The following is a 20,907-nucleotide window of genomic DNA, read 5'->3' on the forward strand; positions in this document are numbered from 1 at the left end:
AGGGCCAACGTCGTCCCTCGGCACTTGCATATGCCACGACGACGACGGGAGAGCCGATGCGTTCCGCATCCACGCACTCCGCGACCGGCCCCAGCACCACCGCCTGGTCGCCCATGGACGGTCGCCCCGCCCCCCAGGGCCTGTACGACCCGCGCAACGAGAAGGACGCCTGCGGCGTCGGATTCGTGGCGAACCTCACCGGAGAGGCCACCCACACCCTCGTTGAGCAGGCACTGACCGTCCTGCGGAACCTCGAGCACCGTGGCGCCACCGGCTCCGAGCCGGACTCGGGCGACGGCGCCGGCATCCTCTCCCAGGTCCCGGACGCCTTCCTCCGCGAGGTCGCCGGATTCGAACTCCCCGAGGCCGGCTCCTACGCCGTCGGCATCGCCTTCCTGCCCGCCGACGACTCCGCACAGGCCGTCGCGCAGATCGAGGCCATCGCCGCGGACGAGGGCCTCACCGTCCTCGGCTGGCGCGAGGTCCCGGTCAGCCCCGACCTCCTCGGCAACGGCGCCCGCGCCACCATGCCGGCCTTCTCCCAGCTGTTCGTCGCCGACGGAGAGAGCGCCGGCATCGAGCTGGACCGCAAGGCCTTCGTGCTGCGCAAGCGCTCCGAGCGCGAGGCCGGCGTGTACTTCCCGTCGCTCTCCGCCCGCACCATCGTCTACAAGGGCATGCTGACCACCGGCCAGCTGGAGCCCTTCTTCCCCGACCTCTCCGACCGCCGCTTCGCCTCCGCGGTCGCCCTGGTCCACTCCCGGTTCTCCACGAACACCTTCCCGAGCTGGCCGCTCGCCCACCCGTACCGCTTCGTCGCCCACAACGGCGAGATCAACACGGTCAAGGGCAACCGCAACTGGATGCGCGCCCGCGAGTCCCAGCTCGCCGGCGAGGTCTTCGGCGCCGGCAAGGACCTCTCCCGGATCTTCCCCGTCTGCACCCCGGACGCCTCCGACTCCGCCTCCTTCGACGAGGTCCTCGAACTGCTCCACCTCGGCGGCCGCTCCCTGCCCCACGCGGTGCTGATGATGATCCCCGAGGCGTGGGAGAACCACACCTCCATGGACCCGGCCCGCAGGGCCTTCTACCAGTACCACGCCACGATGATGGAGCCCTGGGACGGCCCGGCGTGCGTCACCTTCACCGACGGCACCCAGGTCGGCGCGGTCCTCGACCGCAACGGCCTGCGCCCCGGCCGCTACTGGGTCACCGACGACGGCCTCGTCGTCCTCGGCTCCGAGGTCGGCGTCCTCGACATCGACCCCGCCAAGGTCGTCCGCAAGGGCCGCCTCCAGCCCGGCCGCATGTTCCTCGTCGACACCGCCCAGAAGCGGATCATCGAGGACGACGAGATCAAGGCCCAGCTCGCCGCCGGGGCCCCGTACGCCGAATGGCTCGAAGCCGGCGAGATCGAGCTGGAGGACCTGCCCGAGCGCGAGCACGTCGTCCACACCCACGCCTCGGTCACCCGCCGCCAGCAGACCTTCGGCTACACCGAGGAAGAGCTCAAGATCCTCCTCGCCCCGATGGCCCGCACCGGCGCCGAGCCCATCGGCTCCATGGGCACCGACTCGCCCATCGCCGCCCTGTCCGAGCGCCCCCGGCTGCTCTTCGACTACTTCACCCAGCTCTTCGCGCAGGTCACCAACCCGCCGCTGGACGCCATCCGCGAGGAGCTCGTCACCTCGCTGCGCTCCCACATCGGCCCGCAGTCCAACCTGCTCGCCCCGACCGCCGTGTCCTGCCGCAACATCATGCTGCCGTTCCCGGTGATCGACAACGACGAGCTGGCCAAGCTCATCCACATCAACGCCGACGGCGACATGCCCGGCATGAAGGCCGCCACGCTCTCCGGCCTCTACCGGGTCTCCGGCGGCGGCGACGCCCTCGCCGCCCGCCTCGACGCCATCTGCGCCGAGACCGACGCCGCCATCGCCGACGGCGCCCGCCTCATCGTCCTCTCGGACCGCCACTCGGACGCCGAGCACGCACCGATCCCCTCGCTGCTGCTCACCTCCGCCGTCCACCACCACCTCATCCGCACCAAGCAGCGCACCCACGTGGGCCTGCTCATCGAGGCCGGCGACGTCCGCGAGGTCCACCACGTGGCCCTCCTCATCGGCTACGGCGCCGCCGCGGTCAACCCGTACCTCGCCATGGAGTCGGTCGAGGACCTGCTGCGCGCCGGCACCTTCATCGAGGGCATCGAGCCCGAGCAGGCCATCAGGAACCTGATCTACGCCCTCGGCAAGGGCGTCCTGAAGGTCATGTCCAAGATGGGCATCTCCACCGTCGCCTCCTACCGCGGAGCCCAGGTCTTCGAGGCCGTCGGCCTCGACGAGGAGTTCGTCGCCGCGTACTTCAACGGCACCGCCACCAAGATCGGCGGCGCCGGCCTGGAGGTCGTCGCCAAGGAGGTGGCCGCCCGCCACGCCAAGGCCTACCCCGCCTCCGGCATCGCCCCGGCGCACCGCGCCCTGGAGATCGGCGGCGAGTACCAGTGGCGCCGCGAGGGCGAGCCGCACCTGTTCGACCCGGACACGGTCTTCCGCCTCCAGCACGCCACCCGCAACCGCCGGTACGACATCTTCAAGCAGTACACGGACCGGGTGAACGAGCAGTCCGAGCGCCTCATGACGCTCCGCGGGCTCTTCGGCTTCAACAGCGACCGCCCGTCGATCCCCGTGGACGAGGTCGAGCCGGTCTCCGAGATCGTCAAGCGCTTCTCCACCGGCGCCATGTCGTACGGCTCCATCTCCAAGGAGGCGCACGAGACCCTCGCCATCGCCATGAACCAGCTGGGCGGCAAGTCCAACACCGGTGAGGGCGGCGAGGACCCGGAGCGCCTGTACGACCCCGCGCGCCGCTCGTCCATCAAGCAGGTCGCCTCGGGCCGCTTCGGCGTCACCTCCGAGTACCTGGTCAACGCGGACGACATCCAGATCAAGATGGCCCAGGGCGCCAAGCCCGGCGAGGGCGGCCAGCTGCCCGGCCACAAGGTCTACCCGTGGGTCGCCAAGACCCGGCACTCCACCCCGGGCGTCGGCCTGATCTCCCCGCCGCCGCACCACGACATCTACTCCATCGAGGACCTCGCCCAGCTCATCCACGACCTCAAGAACGCCAACCCGGCCGCCCGCATCCACGTGAAGCTGGTCTCCGAAGTCGGCGTCGGCACGGTCGCGGCGGGCGTCTCCAAGGCCCACGCGGACGTCGTCCTCATCTCCGGCCACGACGGCGGTACGGGCGCCTCCCCGCTGACCTCCCTCAAGCACGCGGGCGGACCCTGGGAGCTCGGCCTCGCCGAGACCCAGCAGACCCTGCTGCTCAACGGCCTGCGCGACCGCATCGTCGTCCAGACCGACGGCCAGCTGAAGACCGGCCGCGACGTGGTCATCGCCGCCCTCCTCGGCGCCGAGGAGTTCGGCTTCGCGACCGCCCCGCTCGTCGTCTCCGGCTGCGTCATGATGCGCGTCTGCCACCTGGACACCTGTCCCGTCGGCATCGCCACCCAGAACCCGGTCCTGCGCGAGCGCTTCTCCGGCAAGGCCGAATTCGTCGTCAACTTCTTCGAGTTCATCGCCGAAGAGGTCCGCGAGCTGCTCGCCGAGCTCGGCTTCCGCACCCTGGAAGAGGCCGTCGGCCGCGCCGAGATCCTCGACACCTCCCAGGCCGTCACCCACTGGAAGGCGCAGGGCCTCGACCTCCAGCCGCTCTTCCACGTGCCCGAGCTGCCCGAGGGCGCGGTCCGCCACGCCCTCGTCGCCCAGGACCACGGCCTGGAGAAGGCCCTCGACAACGAGCTCGTCCGGCTCGCCGCGGACGCCCTGTCCGCCGAGACCGCCGAAGCCGCCCAGCCGGTCCGCGCCCGGGTCGCCATCCGGAACATCAACCGGACCGTCGGCACCATGCTCGGCCACGAGGTCACCAAGAAGTTCGGCGGCGCGGGCCTGCCCGCCGACACCATCGACCTCACCTTCACCGGCTCCGCGGGCCAGTCCTTCGGCGCCTTCCTCCCCAGCGGCATCACCCTGCGCCTGGAGGGCGACGCCAACGACTACGTCGGCAAGGGCCTCTCCGGCGGCCGCGTGATCGTCCGCCCCGACCGCGGCGCCGACCACCTCGCCGAGTACTCCGTCATCGCCGGCAACACCATCGGCTACGGGGCCACCGGCGGCGAGATGTTCCTGCGCGGCCGCACCGGCGAGCGCTTCTGCGTCCGCAACTCCGGCGCCCTGGTCGTCTCGGAGGGCGTGGGCGACCACGGCTGCGAGTACATGACCGGCGGCACGGCCGTCGTCCTCGGCGAGACCGGGCGCAACTTCGCGGCCGGCATGTCGGGCGGCGTCGCGTACGTCATCGACCTCAACCGCGACCAGGTCAACTCCGGCAACCTCGACGCCGTCGAAGGCCTCTCCGACGAGGACAAGCAGTGGCTGCACGACGTGGTGCGCCGCCACCAGGAGGAGACCGGCTCCACCGTCGCCGAGAAGCTCCTCGCCGACTGGACCGCCGCCGCGGACCGGTTCAGCAAGATCATCCCGACCACGTACAAGGCAGTGCTCGCCGCCAAGGACGCCGCTGAGCTGGCCGGACTCTCCGAGTCCGAGACCACCGAGAAGATGATGGAGGCGGCGACCCATGGCTGACCCGAAGGGCTTCCTCACCACCCCGCGCCAGACCGCCTGCTCCCGCCCCGTCGAGGAGCGGCTCAAGGACTGGAACGAGGTCTACGTCCCCGGCTCCCTGCTGCCGGTCATCAGCAAGCAGGCCGGCCGCTGCATGGACTGCGGCATCCCGTTCTGCCACAACGGCTGCCCCCTCGGGAACCTGATCCCCGAGTGGAACGACTACGCGTACCGCGAGGACTGGTCCGCCGCCTCCGAGCGCCTGCACGCCACCAACAACTTCCCGGAGTTCACGGGCCGCCTGTGCCCCGCCCCGTGCGAGTCGGCGTGCGTCCTCGGCATCAACCAGCCCGCCGTCACCATCAAGAACGTCGAAGTCTCGATCATCGACAAGGCCTGGGACAACGGCGACGTCACCCCCCAGGTCCCCGAGCGCCTGTCCGGCAAGACCGCGGCCGTCATCGGCTCCGGCCCCGCCGGCCTCGCCGCCGCCCAGCAGCTCACCCGGGCCGGCCACACCGTGGTCGTCTACGAGCGCGCCGACCGCGTCGGCGGCCTGCTGCGCTACGGCATCCCCGAGTTCAAGATGGAGAAGGTGCACATCAACCGCCGCATCGAGCAGATGCGCGCGGAGGGCACCAAGTTCCGTACGGGCATCGAGGTCGGCCGCGACATCACCGCCGGCGACCTGCGCAAGCGCTTCGACGCCGTCGTCATCGCCGCCGGCGCCACCGTCTCCCGCGACCTGCCCGTCCCCGGCCGCGAACTCAACGGCGTCCACTTCGCCATGGAGTACCTGCCGCTCGCCAACAAGGTCCAGGAGGGCGACTTCATGGCGCCCCCCATCACGGCCGAGGGCAAGCACGTCGTCGTCATCGGCGGCGGCGACACCGGCGCCGACTGCGTGGGCACCGCGCACCGGCAGGGGGCCCTCTCGGTCACCCAGCTGGAGATCATGCCGCGCCCCAACGAGGAGCGGAACGCCGTCTCCCAGCCCTGGCCGACCTTCCCCATGCTGTACAAGGTCACCTCCGCGCACGAGGAGGGCGGCGAGCGGATCTACTCCGTCTCCACCACCCGCTTCGAGGGCGACGAGGACGGCAACGTCCAGGCGCTGCACCTCGTCGAGGTCGAGTTCGTCGACGGCAAGCTGGTCCAGCAGCCGGGCACCGAGCGCCGGATCCCGGCGCAGCTGGTCACCCTGGCCATGGGCTTCACCGGCACCGACCAGGCCAACGGCCTCGTCGAGCAGTTCGGCCTCGAACTCGACGCCCGCGGCAACGTCGCCCGCGACGCGTCCTACGCCACCAACGTCGACGGCGTGTACGTCGCCGGAGACGCGGGCCGCGGCCAGTCCCTGATCGTGTGGGCCATCGCGGAGGGCCGCTCGGCCGCCCGCGGCGTGGACCGCTACCTGACGGGCTCCAGCACCCTCCCGTACCCGGTCAAGCCGACGGACCGCTCCCTGACGGTCTGACACCGGGAGCCGCAACCTCCGCGGCACCCTGCACCACCGCGCAACACCCCGCAGTCCGAAGTCTCCGCACTACCCCGCAAGGGGTGCACACCCTGCACCCCGTGCCGCACCCCTCCCGCCCACCGGCCGGGAGGACCCCTCAAACGGCCCGTACAACGGCGTACGGAACCCCCGACACGGCGCCCGCCCGTCCCCGACCAAGGACACGGCGGGCGCTGTGGCGTGCGGGGGCCGCGCGTCTCCCCGGGCCGGGCTGCGAACCGCAGCCTGCCCGCGCGCCTCCCCTGGCCGGTGCTTCCAGCCGGGGTCTCCTCCCCCGCCCCAGCGCCCCGGCCGACCGGTCTTTGCCCACCACCCCCTGGGGGGGCCGGGGTACGGGGACCATCGCGTACGGGCTCGGATCCGGACCGCGCTAGCGGCCCGGGGCCGGGCCCGCCCGAGTCCCGTCCGAACCCCGGCAATCCACCCCGGCAGGGGTGCCACCCGACCCCGGCTATCCAGCCCCGCCAGGGGTCTCGCCCGACCCGGCCCCTCCAGCCTCGCCGGCGTTTGAGGCGCGGGGTCTGGGGCGGAGCCCCAGTTCGGGAAGGGGCGGGTAGGGGAACCAGCACCGCGCAGCGGCCCCCGCTATCCCCGGCCCACCTCTCTGACCCCTTACCCGGGTCGGGAAGGTTCTCCGGTGTCTGCTCGCATGTCTGAGGGTGCGGCCGTCCCGTGGCACCCTGTCAAGGGCGCTGCGCGTCGCTGCGCGATGGCCCTGCGGGCCACCCTTGACAGGCCACCACGGGACGTCAAGTCCCAGACTTGCCAGCAGCCACAGGAGAAAAAGCAGCAGGGGGACCAGGGACACGGGCGGTCCGGATGGCCAGGCGGGCCCGAGCCCGGCCGACCCCCGCCCTCCGGGCGGAAAGACAACCGACACAAGCCGCAGCGGATCGCTACGCGCTTCGGCCGTCTCAGCGGCCTCCGGGCCGCCTGCGGCTGGGCAGAAGCCGCCAACGATCGGCACCCGCCCCGGCCCGCCCGGCGCCAACCGGACCACCCGAGGTGACGAGCTGGATCGCTCCAGAGTCACTGGCGAACTGGTATTGCTGGCACAGGAGATGGGGTTCTGGCGTCGGACCTCGGCTACTGCGGGGCGAACTCGTATTGAAGCTCGTACAGGTGGCCGGCCTTGACCATGACCGTCGCTTCCACCGCGCGGTCGTCGTCACTGTAGACAGTGCGCAGCGTCCGGAGCACAGGGAGGTCGCTCGGCAGGCGCAGGTACGTGTACTGGTCTTGTGTCGGCACGCGTGCAGATACCCGGTCGACGCTGCGGCGCGGCGGGAAGCCGAGTTCTGTGAGCAGGGTCGGAGTTCCACCGCGGATCTTGCGCGCCTGAGCGAGCGGGGTGCCGGCGGCCACTTCCGGAGGGTAGTAGGAGGCGATCAGCTCGACCGGCTCCTCATCGAGAGTGAGCAACTGGCGGCGCAGCTGAACGTCGTCACCACGCCCGATGGCGAGTGCCGCCGCCACGTCGGCGGGCGCAGCTGTCCGGCACACGTTGAGGAGGGTCACCGCGGCCCGCGCTCCGTGCCGCGCCGTCTCTGCCAGCCAGGGGAAGGGGCCGCCTGCTACCGCTGCATTCAGCGAGCCCGCAGGCCGCACAACACGATGGCGCCTCTCCCGCACGGTGACGGCTGAGCCGGGGCGCCCCACCACCAGCCGCTCTTCCTTCAACAGGTGCAAAGCCTTCTGGATGGTGGCACTGGAGGCGTTGAAGCGATCCTTCAGCTGGGTGGTCGACGGCAGGTTCGTCCCCGGGGCCAGTTCCCCGTTCATGATCTCCTCGCGGAGGTCTGCGGCCATGCGCTGATGGAGCGGGCGGGAGTCGTGGGGCTCGGGGGCGGAGGAAGGCATGATCATCCGACCGTCATCTCGTATCGGAGGCGTTGGCGGTGGGCGGGCATGGTCATGAGGTCCGCTTGGAAGGGGCGGCCGTCGGCGGCGTAGGTGGCGCGGCTGATGACGAGCACGGGGTGCGTGGGGGCGAGTTGCAGGAGCTCGCACTGGGCGGGGGTGGGGAGCAGGGCTGTGACCTCCTCCGCCACGCGGGCAGCACGGTAGCCGAGGGTGGACAGCAGGGTGACGGCCCCGCCGGGGATCTTGGCGGTGCCTGCGAGGGCGGTGCCGACGGCGACTGACGCCGGATAGTAGGTGTCGGTCAGTTCGACCGGCTCCCCGTCGAGTGTGATCAGCCGCCGCCGCACGGCCACCGGATCGCCGGCCTCCAGCCCGAGCAGGGCGGCAACCTCGGGAGTTGCCGCCTCCTCGCCCGCGTACAGGATCCGCTGCCCACCGCGCCGCCCCTTGGCCGCCGCCTCCTGCGTCCAGGCATCGGCCGCACCCGCCACCTGCGCCTGTACGTAGGGCATCGAACTGCTCACCCAGCCCCGCTCACCCACTGCGCTCTCCCAGTCCCTCGCCGTGTCTGTGGCGAGTCCACGGTAGGGGAACCGGGGGGCGGGCTCAGGAGTCGCCGGATTCCACGGCCGTAGCGATATCGGAGAGGTCCTTGGCGACGGCCTTGCGGACGGCTCCGGCGCCGAGGCGGCCGAGGAGGCGGGCGGCGAGGGGGAGCTTGCCGCCGCCCTGGGGCGCGGCGGAGAAGGTCATGCGGACCGTGGTCCGCCCCGGGCTCGACTCCGTGAGGCGGAACTCGGAGACATAGTGCATCCCGGAGTTGTCGGCCTCGCACACGTAGCGCGCGGGGGCCTCGCACGCCGTCACGTACATCTCCTCGGTGGCCGACTTGCCGAACATCCGGCGGGTCTCCCGCCACCGGGTACCCACCTGGAACGGCCCGGGGGTCAGCACCTCCACCGACTCCACCCCGCTCAGCCGCCGCGGCGCGGCCTCCAGATCAGTCAACGCGCGCCACACCACCTCCGGCGCCGCCGAGATCTCCCGCTCCACCGCTACCTCGCTCTGTCCCATGGCCGGATTCTCGCCCCGCCGGGCACCGTGCGCGAGGGCACCGCTGCCAGCCGGGTGCCGTGCGCTGGGTTCCGTCCAGCGGATCGCAGAGCACGGCAGGCGGCCGTGGCTTCCCCGGCGGGGCGGGTCCGTGCGGGTTGCCGTGCGCTGAGTCTCGTGTGGTGGGTCTTGGGGTATCGGAGGCTTGGCCTGCCGCGGCTGTGTCGCTGTCTGCCGCTCCTCGGCCCCAGGCGGTCCGGTTGGCGCCGGGCGGGCCGGGGCGGGTGCCGATGCCCAGCCGCAGGCGGCCCGGAGGCCGCTGAGACGGCCGAAGCGCGTAGCGATCCGCTGCGGCTTGTGTCGGTTGTCTTTCCGCCCGGAGGGCGGGGGTCCGGCGGGCTCGGGCCCGCCTGGCTATCCGGACCGGCCGGGGTCCTGGTCCCCCTGCTGCTTTTTCTCCTGTGGCTGCTGGCAAGTCTGGGACTTGACGTCCCGTGGTGCCCTGTCAAGGGTGGCCCGTAGGGCCATCGCGCAGCGACGCGCAGCGCCCTTGACAGGGTGCCACGGGACGGCCGCACAGTCAGACATGCGAGCAGACACCGGAGAGCCATCCCGACCCGGGTAAGGGGCGACACGGTGGGCCGGGGGTAGCGGGGGCCGCTGCGCGGAGCGAGGTCCCCTACCCGCCCCTTCCCGAAACTGGGGCTCCGCCCCAGACCCCGCGCCTCAAACGCCGGCGAGGCTGGAGGGGCCGGGTCGGGCGAGACCCCTTGCGGGGCTGGATAGCCGGGGTCGGGTGGCACCCCTGCCGGGGTGGATTGCCGGGGTTCGGACGGGACTCGGGCGGGCCCGGCCCCGGGCCGCTAGCGCGGTCCGGATCCGAGCCCGTACGCGATGGTCCCCGTACCCCGGCCCCCCAGGGGGTGGTGGGCAAAGACCGGTCGGCCGGGGCGCTGGGGCGGGGGAGGAGACCCCGACCCGGGAAGCACCGGCCGGCAGAAACCCACGGGCAGGCTGCGGCTCGTACCCCGGCCCCGCCCCGGGGGCGTTGGGGCGGGGGAGGAGACCCCGTCAGCGGTCGTGCGGGGGGTCGTCGGCGTTGGTGCGCAGGACCGTGTGGCGGCCTGTGGTGGGGTGCCAGGTGGTGAGGACCAGGTCGTCGGACTCGATGGTGGTGAGGACGACCTCCGTCAGTTCCGTGCGGAAGAGGGCGAAGGGGTGGGTGTCGGGGTTCTCGGCGTCCTCTTCGGCGTACCGGTGGAGTTCGGGGGAGTCCGTGATCTCCACGGCCCGCCCCGCGACCCGTACGTCCCCGTCCGGCATCCGCTCGTCCGCGCCCGGGTTGGTGTGGAGCGCGAAGCGCGGGTCGCGGCGCAGGTCGTCGGCCTTGCGGGAGCCCGGCATCATCGCCAGCCACAGTTCGCCGCCGCGGATGGATACGTTCAGGCCGGTGACCCGCGGGGAGCCGTCCTTGCGGAGGGTGGCCAGGACGTGGTGGGCGTACTGGCCGAAGCGGGAGCTGACGGTGGCGGCGAGTTCCGGTTCTGCCGTCTCGAACGCCGCCCAGTTGTTCGTCCTCGTCATGGGGCCATCAAAGCGTGCGGTCAGTCCCGGACGATGCCTGCCGCGCGGGCCTGGGCGAGCCAGCGGGGGAATTCCGCCGTCAGGCGGTCGTACAGCTCCCGGTCGGGGAGGGTGCGCGGGTCGAGTCCGGCGTGGAAGTAGCCCGCGTTGTCCACGGCCCGCGCGTCCGGTACGGGCAGTTCGTCGAGGCGGCGCAGGAAGTCGAACTGGCTGCTGCGGGTGTTGCCGAAGCCGACGAACTGCCAGAAGAGCGGCAGCGCGGCCGACTTGCACAGCCACCGCTCCGCGGCCGGCCTGCTGACGGGCCCGCCGTCCGTCTGGAAGACCACCAGCGCGGGCCGGGTGCTGCCGCTGTCGAGGTAGTGGTCGATGACGGCGTCCATGGCGAGGTGGTACGAGGTCCTGCCCATGTGTCCGAGGCCCGAGGCGATCCGCTCCACCGCGCCCTCGTGTTCGGCGAGCGGGATCTCCGTCTGCGCGTCCACGTCCGTGGAGAAGAACACGACCGGGACCCGTCCGTCGTCGTCCAGGTGGGCGGCGAGGCCCAGCACCCGGTCGGCGAGGGCCTGCACGCTGCCGTCGGCGTAGTACGGGCGCATGGAGCCCGAGTAGTCGAGGACCAGGTAGACGGCGGCGCGCTGCCCGTGCAGTTCGTGCTTGCGGAGGCTGACCGCGGCCTTCTTGTACAGGCTGACGAGGGCGGGGGCCCGCTCCGCGAGGGTGGCGAGGTCCACGGCGCTGGCGCTGGCACCGGCGCTGGCGGAGGGGGCGGGCTCGGCGGAGGGCGCGGCGGTCATGGGCGCGAGGGTACGTCAGAGGCGGGGGCGGGGGCGGGGGAGGGGTCCGGCGGGTCCGCGGAGTCCGTCGGGTCGGCCCCGCCCGTCACCTCCCGCAGGTCCGCGAGCATGTCCTCGGCGAGGTCGCGTTCGCGGGCCTGGTGGCGCTCCGCCCAGCGCAGGGCGAGGGCCGGGTACGTCCACCCGGGGCGGGCGGCGGCGGCCTCGGCGTCGGCCGCGGCGAGTTCCCTGGACTCCTCGGCCCGGTCCCGGTGGCGGGTGAGGAGTGCGCGCAGCTGTTCAGGTTCGAGGAGGTGGCCCAGCCACAGGCGGAGCATGGGCCCGTGCTTGAGCACGGGCGGGTCGACGGGGGTCTCGCGGGCCCAGGTCCGTACGGCCTCCAGGCCGGCCGGGGTGATCGCGTACACCCGCTTGTCGCGGATCCCGGCCTCGGGGGCGACCCGCCGGGAGACGGCGTACCCGGCCTTCTCCAGGCGCTTGAGCTCGCTGTAGATCTGGCTGAAGGACGGGCTCCAGTAGAAGAAGCGCAGGGAGCGGTCCGCCCACTTCTTCAGGTCGTAGCCGGAGAGCTCCTCCCCGAAGGAGAGCAGCCCGAGGACCGCCCAGCCGGTCGCGGGGAGGGGGCGTCCGCCGCCGGCCCCGTCTGCGCCCGCGCCTGGCCCCGTGTCCGCTTCCGCCTCTGCATCCGCCTCTGCCGCCACGGGCGCAGTTTACGGCGGGGGCCTTCCTCCCGTACGGCGTTCCTGTTACAGGTATTTCGATTAGGCATACGGAGGTGCAGGCATGCGGACGTACGGGATGGAGGGTGCGATGGGCAGCGACGGGGACGGGGGCGGGACCGCGGACGGAGGCGTGCTGGCCGGCAAGGTCGTCGTCATCACCGGTGCGGGGCGCGGGCAGGGCGCCGCGGAGGCGCGACTGTGCGCTGCGGCCGGGGCGCGGGTGGTGGTCACCGACGTACGGGAGGACGAGGGGCGGGCCGTGGCGGCGGAGCTCGGCGGGCGGGGGCTGTTCGTACGGCACGACGTGGCCGAGGAGGGGGACTGGGCGGCCGTGACGGAGGCGGCCGTGGGCGCGTACGGACGGATCGACGCGCTGGTCAACAATGCCGCGCTGTGGCGCACGGCCCATGTCGAACAGGAGACGGCCGAGGGTTTCGAGGAGCTGGTACGGGTCAACCTGCTCGGGCCGTTCCTCGGGATCCGGGCGGTGGCGCCGGTGATGAGGGAGGGCGGCGGGGGATCGGTGGTCAACATCTCCTCGGCGGCCGGGCTGGTGGGGATCCCGCGGCACGCGGCCTACGGGAGCACCAAGTTCGGGCTGCGGGGGCTGACCCGCTGCGCGGCCCTCGACCTCGCCGCGGACGGCATCCGCGTCAACTCGGTGCACCCGGGGGCGATCGACACGCCGATGACGGAGGCCGCGGCCGCCGGGCGGGACTGGTCGCACCTGCCGCTGGGGCGGCGGGGGCGGCCCGAGGAGGTCGGCTCGCTCGTGGTCTTCCTCTGCTCGGACGCGTCCTCGTACGTCACGGGGGCGGAGTTCGCGGTGGACGGGGGGATGACCACCCGCTGAGGGGCCACCCGCGGCGGGGCGGCTTCCCACGTCGCCCTGCGTCGCCCGAGTCCCCGTGCGTCGCCCGGATCCCCCGGATCCCCCTGCGTCCCCCGGATCCCCCGGATCACCGGCCCTCCGGCAGCCCTCCGGCAGCCGTCCGGTGGCCGTCCGGTGGCCGTCACGGGTTACGGCCCGCCCCCGCGGCGGGTATCCCCCAGGAGACGCAGCGGATGCGGGGGGCACGCCATGGACCACGAAGACCAGCCGGGCCCGGGGGCAGGACCCGGGCCGGGGGAGGGGCCCGGCCCGGCACCGGTCCCGGGCCGGGACTCCGGTACGGGTACGGGTACGGGACCACCCCCCGGCGCGGGCCCCGTCCCCGTGCCCGGAACCGTCCCCGTGCCCGGGACCACCCCCACCCCCGCCCGCCCCGTCCTGCGGACGCTGCCGCCCATCCCCTGCCCCTTCCCCTCCCTCGTCCACCCGGCCGCCTCCCTCGCCGAGGCCCATGTCCGTTACTACGGGCGGCGGTTCGGGCTGGTGACCAACCCCGCCGCGGAGGAGCGCTTCGACCAGGCCGGGTACGGGCTGTTCGCGGCGCGCACCTCGCCGACGGCTTGCGATATCGAGCTGCTCGCCGAGTGGGCGGCCTGGCTGTTCGTCTTCGACGACGAGTTCGACGAGTCCGGGCGGCCGCACGAGCGCGCCCTGCTCGTCGGCGAGGTGCTGGCCGAGATCCGCGCGATCCTCTCCCCGGACCTCGCCCCGCCCCCGCGCCACCCCAGCAACCCGCTGGCCGGGGCCCTCGCGGACATGTGGCCGCGCACGGCCCGCCGGATGAGCATCGGATGGCGGGAGCGGTTCGCCCGGCACCTGTGCGCGTACGTGGAGATCTACCGGACCGAGCTGTCGAACCGGCGGTTCGGCGCCCCGCCGCCCTTCGAGGACTACCTGCCCTTCCGCCGCGTGGTCAGCGCCATGGACGCCTGCTGGGACCTGATCGAGGCCGCGCAGGGCGAGAGCCTGCCGGAGGACGTGGTCGCGGACGTGCTGTGCCAGGCGGTGCGGACCGCGGCCAACGACGTCACCTGCTGGACGAACGACATCGTGTCCCTCAACAAGGAGCACGCCCGCGGGGACATGAACAACGTCGTCGCCGTCCTGCGGCACGCGCACGGGCTCGGCTGGGCGGAGGCCGCGGAGCGGGCGGCCGGGCTGGTCGCCGTACGCACGCAGGACTACCTCGCAGCCCGCCGGGCCCTGGCCGAGTCCCCGGTCTCCACAGCCTACTTGGAGCGCTGCCTGGACTCGATGTCCCTGTGGATGGCGGGCAGCCGGGTCTGGCACCTGTGGTCGCGCCGCTACCGGGACATCGAGCACGCCCCGCCCGCGGAGGACCCGAGCTACTACGACCCGCTCCTGTAGGCGGCCGGCCGCCCGGCCCGTGGCGGGCGGGAGGTACGCCGCTACGCTCCGGGCGTGCCCAGCTACGCCACCCACCGCGCCCGCGCCCTGGACCCGTCCCTGACCCCGCGGGAGCGGCACGCCGCGCTGCGGACCTGCGTCACGCTCTTCGCCCCGTACGGGTTCCGGGCCACGTACCACCACCTGTGCCGGAGCGCGGGGGTCCCGGCGCGGGTCGGGGAGGACCCCGGGGCCCTCGGGTGGGCGGTGGAGGAGCTGTCCGCGGCGCGGCGGGTGTGGCTGGGGTACCGCGAGGGGTTCATCGCGGCGCGGCTGCGGGACAAGGCGCGGGGCCGCAGGGCGCTCATCCGGACCCCGGCGGGGCCGCACGGGTTCGCGTACTGCCCGGACCCGCTCCGCCACCCCGCCGGGCCGCTGCCGGAGGTGACCGCACGGGTGCTGGCGGGCTGGTACGCCGGCTCCGGCTCCGACCCCGGCTCCTGGGCCTGCCCGGCCTGCGGGTTCACCGCCCGCCCCGGTACGGAATCCCGGGCCCCCCCGGGCCGTCTTCCGCGACGGGTACCACGCCCACGAACTGTGCCCCGGCTGCGGGATCGGGCTGGCCCGCCGCGCGGACCGCGACCCGGTGGCCGCGCAGGCGGGGCTGGAGCGGTGGGCGCAGGTGTGGCGGGACAAGGGGGAGGCCGGACGGGGGGAGGCCGGGGGCCGGGGGCTCAGCGGTTGAGGCGGAGGAGGTCCGAGAGGGTGGCGGACAGGGTGTCGGCGGCGGGGTCCGTGACGCGTTCCGCCTCGGGGCGGCGCAGGAGGCCGAAGACGGCGGGGCCGCGGAACTCCGCGGGGAGGCCGGGCAGGCGCGGGACCACGTGGAAGTGCACGTGGGAGAAGCCGGGGGCCTCCGCGAACTGCACGACGTACGTCTTCGTGCAGCCGGTCGCCTCCCGTAGGGCGCGGGACAGCCGGACCTGCCAGCTCCCGAGCCCGGCGGCCTCCTCGTCCGTGAGCTCGTGCACGGCGGTCACGTGCCGGCGCGGTACGAGCACCAGCCAGCCGGGGAGGGCGGTGCCGGTGGCGTGGGCGACCCGCCAGTGCGGGTCGGAGGCGATGCGCTCGCGCGGCGGGACGGCGGGGAAGGCGGCCTCCTGCGCGCAGGTGTAGCAGTCGGTCATCGGGTCACCTTACGGCGAGGCGCAGGGTGGTGACGTAGTGCTCGTCGAGCTCGCCCGCGGGGAACTCCTCCGCCAGGAGGGCGCGTTCGGCGGCGAGGAACTCCTGCGTGCCCTGCTGTCCGGGCAGCAGGAAGAGGGAGTGGGTGGCGAGTTTCGCGAGGTGGGCGTCGAGGGTGATCCGGCGGGACCAGGACAGTTTGCGCTCGGTGAAGCGGAGGGGGCCCTCGGGGAGGGAGTGGTCGGCTACGTACCAGCCGGGCCCGAAACGTTTGTGCAGACGGGCGTCCTGGCCGGCGATCCAGGGGACGCGGACGTCGGGCTCGTTCCAGAAGAGCGCGAGCGCGCCGCCGGGGCGCAGCACGCGGGCCGCCTCGGGGACCGAGCGCTCCGGGTCGGTCCAGTGGAAGGACTGGGCGTACGTGACCAGGTCGAAGGCGGCGGTGGCCAGGGGGAGGCGGTTGCCGTCGCCGCGGACCACGGGGACCCCGGGCAGGCGGCGCCGGAACTCCGCGGCCATGCCGTCGCCGGGCTCGACGCCGGTGACGCGGGCGCCGCGGGCGGCGAGCAGCGCGGTGGCGATGCCGGTGCCGGCGCCGATGTCCGCGGCGCGGGTGCCGTACAGGGGGCGGCCGGTGAGGGACTCGACGGTGTCGAACAGGGCGGCGGGGTAGCCGGGGCGGTGCGTCCCGTACTGGGGGGCGGCGCGGTCGAAGGCGCGGGCGCGGGGTGAGTGCGTCATGCGTCCATCCTGGCGCGGGTGGGGCCCGCCGGGCGCGCGGCCGCCCCGAAACCCCTCCCGGTGCCCCCGGGTTGCCCCGTCACCGCCGCCCTCACTCCGCCCTCCCCGCGCGCTCCGCGCCGGCTGCGCTCAATCGCCGCGCGGGCTTGGATGGGCTGCTGTTCGTGGTGGGGTGCTGCGCTGTCGTCGTCTTGGAGGGGGACCCGGGTCACCGGTGCGCTCAATCGCCGCGCGGGCTTGGTTTGCCTGCTGTCTGCGGTCGGGCGCCGCGTCGGCCGTCGCTTCCTTGGGTCCGGCCCCGGCGCGGCCCTTCCCGCGCGCTGCGCGCCGGGTGCGCTCAATCGCCGCGCGGGCTTGGATGGGCTGCTGTTCGTGGTGGGGTGCTGCGCTGTTGTTGCCTTTGGTGGGGCCTGGGTGTCCGGTGGGCTCGATCGCCGTGCGGGCTCGGGTATGTCCCGGTTGTCGCCAGGTGCCCGCCCCCAGACGAGGGACGGGCCCGGCAGAATCCAGCCTCGCCGGCGTTTGAGGCGCGGGGTCCGGGGCGGAGCCCCGGAACGGGTCCGGATCGGACCGGAGTGGAGCGGCTCGGGCCAATCCCGGTCCGCGTCAATCCCGGTCCGTGCCGACTGCGGTCCGTGCCGACCCCGGCCCCGTCAACCCCGGCCCGCGTCAACCCCGTTCCGCGTCAGCTCAGTCCGCGTCAGCTAAGTCCGCGTCAGCCCCGGCCCCGGGCCGCCGGGCTGCGGGAAGAAAGGGCAAGGGGTCACGACGGCAACGTCATGACGGTGGTCCGGCAGGCCGGCGGGGTGCCCCAGGCGTCGCGGAGGGGGCGGGCCTTGCGGAGCCACAGGGAGAGGTCCAGTTCCTCCGTGTAGCCCACCGCGCCGTGGAGCTGGAGCGCCGTCCCCGCCGCCCGGTACGCCGCCCCGCCCGCAGCGAGCTTGGCGGCGGCCGTGTCCCGCGGGTCCAGTGTGAGGGCCGCCGCCCAGACCAGCGGCCGGGCGAACTCCAGCGCCAGCAGCGTGTCCGCCAGCCGGTGCTTCACGGCCTGGAAGGAGCCGATCGGCGCCCCGAACTGCGTGCGCTGCCGGACGTACTCCACCGTCCGCTCCAGCAGCGCCTCGCCCAGCCCCAGGCACTGCGCCGCCGTCAGCAGCCGCGCCCAGCCCAGGGCCGCCGCCGCGGCCTCCCGTACCGCAGGGCCCGCGGCCAGCAGCTCACCCCCGGGCAGCGGGCGGAACAGCCGCCGGGCCGGGTCGGTGGACGCGGCTCCGGCGCCGCCCGCGGGGAAGAGGTACAGCTCGTCGTCCGGGGTGACCGCCAGCCGGAACCGCGCCCCGGCCGCGTCGAGCGCGTACGGGCCGCCGGCCGGGAGGGCCAGCGTGGCGAGGACCTCCCCGGAGGCGGCCGGCTCGGCGCCCGCGAGCGCCGGCAGCAGCCGCTTCGCGGGCCCCTCGTCCCCGGCTTCGGCGAGGGAGGCCAGCAGGGCGGCGGCCGCCGCGGTCTCCACCACGGGTCCCGGTACGGCGTGCCGCCCCAGCTCGGTGTAGGCCACGGCCGCGGCCGCCGGCAGCGGCCCCAGCCCCTCGTACCGCTCGGGCACGGCCAGGGCGAACACCCCCGCGTCGGCCAGCTGCGCGAACACCGTTCGCCCCGGCCCCGGGTCCCCCGCGGACCAGGCCCGTACGGCCGCGGGCATCCCGGCCGCGGTGAGCCGGGAGTCCAGCGAACGGGCGAAGTCCGCCTGCTCCTCGGTCGGCAGGAAGCGCATCAGCGGCGGCCCTTCGGGAGGCCGAGCAGCCGCTCGGCGATGATGTCGCGCTGGATCTCGTTGGTGCCCGCGTAGATCGGCCCGGCGAGGGAGAAGAGCCAGGGTTCGGCCCAGGGGCCGTCGGCCAGTTCGCCGTCCGCGCCCAGCAGGTCGAGGGCGGTCTCGTGCAGGGCGATGTCGTACTCGCTCCAGAACACCTTGTTGAGGCTGGACTCCGCGCCCGTCGCGGCCCCTTCCGCGTACCGCGCCGCCGCGGCCCAAGTGAACAGCTGGTAGGCGCGGGCCCCCACCACCGCGTCCGCGACCCGGTCCCGCAGGGCCGTGTCGGCGGGGTCCGCCCGCTCCCGCCACAGGGCCGCCAGCCGGTCCGCCGCCGCCAGGAAGCGGCCCGGCGGGCGCAGGGTCAGCCCGCGCTCGCTGCCGGTGGCCGACATCGCGATCCGCCAGCCCTGCCCCGGCTCGCCGATCACGTCCCGGTCCGGGACGAAGAGCCCGTCGAGGAAGAGCTCCGCGAAGGCCGGCTTCCCGTCCAGCCGCCCGATGGGCCGGACCGTCACCCCCGGGGCCCGCAGGTCGAACATGAGGTACGTCAGCCCCTGGTGCGGCCGGGCGGCCTCCGGATCCGTGCGGAAGATCCCGAAGGCCCGGTCCGCGAAGGCCGCCCGCGAGGACCAGGTCTTCTGCCCGTACAGCAGCCAGCCGCCGTCCGTACGCACCCCGCGCGAGCGCAGCGAGGCCAGGTCCGAGCCGGCCTCGGGCTCCGACCAGGCCTGGGCCCAGACGGTCTGCCCGCCGGCCATCGGCGGCAGCACCCGGCGGCGCTGCTCCTCGGTCCCGTGGTCGAAGAGGGTGGGGGCGAGCAGGCTGATGCCGTTCTGCGAGACCCGGCCGGGCGCCCCCGCCGCCCAGTACTCCTCCTCGAAGACCAGCCAGCGCTCCAGGTCCGCGCCCCGGCCGCCGTAGCGCTCCGGCCAGGAGACCACCGACCAGCCGGCCGCGTGCAGCCGGGCCTCCCACTGCCGGTGGGCGGCGAAGCCCTCCCGGGTCTCCAGCGAGGGCAGCGGCCGCGCGGGCACGTGCGCCCGCAGCCAGGCCCGGGCCTCGGCCCGGAAGGCCTCCACCCCGGGCGGGTGCGTGAGCTCCATCGGCCCTCCGCCTCCTTCTCCTCCGCGGGTTCCCTAACAAGTGTTTGGTAGGTTAACGTACGGCCATGAGCAGCGTCGAGGAATCCCCGCGACACCCCGCAGGCCCAGCGGACCCCGCAGGCGCGACCGCTCCCGCGTACGTGCCCGGCCACGGCCTGCTGCGCGGCCGCACCGCCGTGGTCACCGCCGCCGCCGGCGCCGGCATCGGCGGCGCCACCGCCCGCCGCTTCCTGGAGGAGGGCGCCCGCATCGTCATCGGCGACGCCCACGCGCGCCGCCTGAAGGAGACCGAGGCGTCCCTCGCCGCCGAGTTCGGCCCCGGCCGGATCTCCGCGCTGCCCTGCGACGTGACGCAGGAGGAGCAGGTTCAGTCGCTGTTCGCGCTCGCCGCCGACCTCCACGGCGGGCTCGACATCGTCGTCAACAACGCCGGCCTCGGCGGGACGGCCGCCCTCGCCGACATGACCGACGAGCAGTGGTCGAGGGTCCTCGACGTGACCCTGAACGGCACCTTCCGCTGCACCCGCGCCGCCCTGCGCGCCTTCCGCGACCAGGCACAGGGCCGTGAAAGCCCCGAAAGCCCCGACGGCCCCGATGGCCGTAGCCACCCCGGCCACCCCCACCCCAGCCGCCCCGGCCGCCCCGCCGGGGTCGTCGTCAACAACGCCTCCGTGGTCGGCTGGCGCGCCCAGGCCGGCCAGGCCCACTACGCCGCCGCCAAGGCCGGGGTGATGGCCCTCACGCGCTGCGCGGCCGTGGAGGCCGCCGCGTACGGGGTCCGCGTCAACGCCGTAGCCCCCAGCCTCGCCATGCACCCGCACCTGGTGAAGGTCACCAGCCAGGAGCTCCTCGACGAACTGACCGCCCGCGAGGCCTTCGGGAGGTACGCCGAACCCTGGGAGGTGGCCAACGTGATCGTGTTCCTCGCGAGCGGCTACGCGTCCTACATGACCGGCGAGACCGTCTCCGTCAGCAGCCAGCACGCCTAGCGCGCGGCCGCCCCGAGAATGGACGCGTGCCAACGAACCAGCCGAACCCCCGGAAGAAGCCCCCGGTGACCCCCTCTCCCGAGCGGCGCGCCGAACTCCTGCGCACGGCCGCCGAGGTCTTCGCCGCCCAGGGCTACAACGCCACCACCGTCCGCAAGATCGCCGACGCCGCCGGAATGCTCGCCGGCAGCCTCTACTACCACTTCGACTCCAAGGAGTCGATGCTCGACGAGATCCTCTCCGGCTTCCTCGACGAGCTCTGGGCGGGCTACGACGCCGTACTCGCCGCCGGGCTCGGCCCCAGGGAGACCATCGAGGCCCTCGTCACCGAGTCCTTCCGGGAGATCGACCGGCACCGCGACGCCGTGGCGATCTACCAGAAGGAGTCCCGGCACCTGGCCCCGCAGCCCCGCTTCCACTACCTGTCCGACTCGCAGCAGAAGTTCGAGAAGGCCTGGCTGGGGACGCTGGAGCGGGGGGTCGGGGCCGGGGTCTTCCGGGCCGACCTGGACATCCGCCTCACCTACCGCTTCATCCGCGACACGGTGTGGGTGGCGGCCTCCTGGTACCGGCCCGGCGGCCGCCACAGCCCCGAGGAGATCGCCCGCCAGTACCTCTCGATGGTCCTGGACGGGGTCGCCGTACGCACCTGACCCGCCGCAGCAGAT

Annotated in this window: 16 protein-coding genes; 6 read left to right on the plus strand and 10 right to left on the minus strand. The window is 73.8% G+C overall.

All coding sequences use genetic code 11. The features are described from left to right. Window positions 1-113 precede the first annotated feature (113 nt). Both gltB and ACZ7JZ_RS05240 read left to right on the plus strand, forming a co-directional pair. Complete coding sequence (gltB, locus tag ACZ7JZ_RS05235; RefSeq protein WP_470933428.1) at window positions 114-4,652, plus strand: glutamate synthase large subunit; 4,539 nt, start codon at window positions 114-116, stop codon at window positions 4,650-4,652. Beyond that, window positions 4,645-6,108 carry a glutamate synthase subunit beta gene (locus tag ACZ7JZ_RS05240; RefSeq protein WP_470933323.1) on the plus strand — a complete coding sequence of 488 codons (1,464 nt, stop codon included), beginning with the start codon at window positions 4,645-4,647 and terminating at the stop codon, window positions 6,106-6,108. The genes gltB and ACZ7JZ_RS05240 overlap by 8 nt, the downstream gene beginning before the upstream one ends. A gap of 1,128 nt (window positions 6,109-7,236) precedes the next feature. On the opposite strand, the gene ACZ7JZ_RS05245 is transcribed toward ACZ7JZ_RS05240, so the two are convergent. The 6 genes from ACZ7JZ_RS05245 to ACZ7JZ_RS05270 form a co-directional block, all read right to left on the minus strand. Then, window positions 7,237-8,016 carry a GntR family transcriptional regulator gene (locus ACZ7JZ_RS05245; protein WP_470933325.1) on the minus strand — a complete coding sequence of 260 codons (780 nt, stop codon included), beginning with the start codon at window positions 8,014-8,016 and terminating at the stop codon, window positions 7,237-7,239. Next, window positions 8,013-8,525: a GntR family transcriptional regulator gene (locus ACZ7JZ_RS05250; protein WP_470933327.1), complete on the minus strand. Its 513-nt coding sequence runs from the start codon at window positions 8,523-8,525 to the stop codon at window positions 8,013-8,015. The genes ACZ7JZ_RS05245 and ACZ7JZ_RS05250 overlap by 4 nt, the downstream gene beginning before the upstream one ends. Window positions 8,526-8,619: 94 nt before the next feature. Further along, the gene (locus tag ACZ7JZ_RS05255; RefSeq protein WP_470933329.1) at window positions 8,620-9,087 is read right to left on the minus strand and encodes an SRPBCC family protein; all 468 of its coding nucleotides are present in this window, start codon (window positions 9,085-9,087) and stop codon (window positions 8,620-8,622) included. A gap of 1,050 nt (window positions 9,088-10,137) precedes the next feature. Beyond that, complete coding sequence (locus ACZ7JZ_RS05260) at window positions 10,138-10,650, minus strand: pyridoxamine 5'-phosphate oxidase family protein (protein WP_470933331.1); 513 nt, start codon at window positions 10,648-10,650, stop codon at window positions 10,138-10,140. Between the two features lie 20 nt (window positions 10,651-10,670). Continuing rightward, complete coding sequence (locus ACZ7JZ_RS05265; RefSeq protein ID WP_470933333.1) at window positions 10,671-11,447, minus strand: VWA domain-containing protein; 777 nt, start codon at window positions 11,445-11,447, stop codon at window positions 10,671-10,673. Then, window positions 11,444-12,148 (minus strand): helix-turn-helix transcriptional regulator, encoded by a 705-nt coding sequence (locus ACZ7JZ_RS05270; protein ID WP_470933335.1) that lies wholly within the window; start codon window positions 12,146-12,148, stop codon window positions 11,444-11,446. The genes ACZ7JZ_RS05265 and ACZ7JZ_RS05270 overlap by 4 nt, the downstream gene beginning before the upstream one ends. 109 nt (window positions 12,149-12,257) lie before the next feature. Here ACZ7JZ_RS05270 and ACZ7JZ_RS05275 point away from each other — a divergent pair, with 109 nt between their 5' ends. Then, entirely contained in the window at window positions 12,258-13,022 is a 765-nt protein-coding gene (locus ACZ7JZ_RS05275; protein WP_470933430.1) for an SDR family NAD(P)-dependent oxidoreductase, read from the plus strand. A 381-nt stretch (window positions 13,023-13,403) separates the two neighbouring features. Further along, window positions 13,404-14,429: a terpene synthase family protein gene (locus ACZ7JZ_RS05280; protein WP_470933337.1), complete on the plus strand. Its 1,026-nt coding sequence runs from the start codon at window positions 13,404-13,406 to the stop codon at window positions 14,427-14,429. Between the two features lie 713 nt (window positions 14,430-15,142). Here the strand turns inward: ACZ7JZ_RS05280 and ACZ7JZ_RS05285 are convergent. The 4 genes from ACZ7JZ_RS05285 to ACZ7JZ_RS05300 all read right to left on the minus strand — a co-directional run bounded on the left by ACZ7JZ_RS05285 (window position 15,143) and on the right by ACZ7JZ_RS05300 (window position 19,250). Further along, complete coding sequence (locus ACZ7JZ_RS05285; protein ID WP_470933339.1) at window positions 15,143-15,595, minus strand: HIT family protein; 453 nt, start codon at window positions 15,593-15,595, stop codon at window positions 15,143-15,145. A gap of 4 nt (window positions 15,596-15,599) precedes the next feature. Beyond that, window positions 15,600-16,334, minus strand: coding sequence for a class I SAM-dependent methyltransferase (locus ACZ7JZ_RS05290; RefSeq protein WP_470933341.1), 735 nt, complete (start codon window positions 16,332-16,334; stop codon window positions 15,600-15,602). 763 nt (window positions 16,335-17,097) lie between these two features. After that, window positions 17,098-18,105: an acyl-CoA dehydrogenase family protein gene (locus ACZ7JZ_RS05295; protein ID WP_470933343.1), complete on the minus strand. Its 1,008-nt coding sequence runs from the start codon at window positions 18,103-18,105 to the stop codon at window positions 17,098-17,100. Then, window positions 18,105-19,250 (minus strand): acyl-CoA dehydrogenase family protein, encoded by a 1,146-nt coding sequence (locus tag ACZ7JZ_RS05300; RefSeq protein ID WP_470933345.1) that lies wholly within the window; start codon window positions 19,248-19,250, stop codon window positions 18,105-18,107. The genes ACZ7JZ_RS05295 and ACZ7JZ_RS05300 overlap by 1 nt, the downstream gene beginning before the upstream one ends. A gap of 65 nt (window positions 19,251-19,315) precedes the next feature. On the opposite strand from ACZ7JZ_RS05300, the gene ACZ7JZ_RS05305 reads away from it, so the two are divergent. Together ACZ7JZ_RS05305 and ACZ7JZ_RS05310 are read left to right on the plus strand one after the other, a co-directional pair. Continuing rightward, window positions 19,316-20,239 carry an SDR family oxidoreductase gene (locus tag ACZ7JZ_RS05305; protein ID WP_470933347.1) on the plus strand — a complete coding sequence of 308 codons (924 nt, stop codon included), beginning with the start codon at window positions 19,316-19,318 and terminating at the stop codon, window positions 20,237-20,239. Window positions 20,240-20,265: 26 nt separating this feature from the next. Continuing rightward, window positions 20,266-20,892, plus strand: a complete 627-nt coding sequence (locus ACZ7JZ_RS05310) for a TetR/AcrR family transcriptional regulator (RefSeq protein ID WP_470933349.1) — start codon at window positions 20,266-20,268, stop codon at window positions 20,890-20,892. Window positions 20,893-20,907 lie beyond the last annotated feature (15 nt).

It is taken from the genome of Streptomyces sp. NPDC038213, from assembly GCF_055600495.1.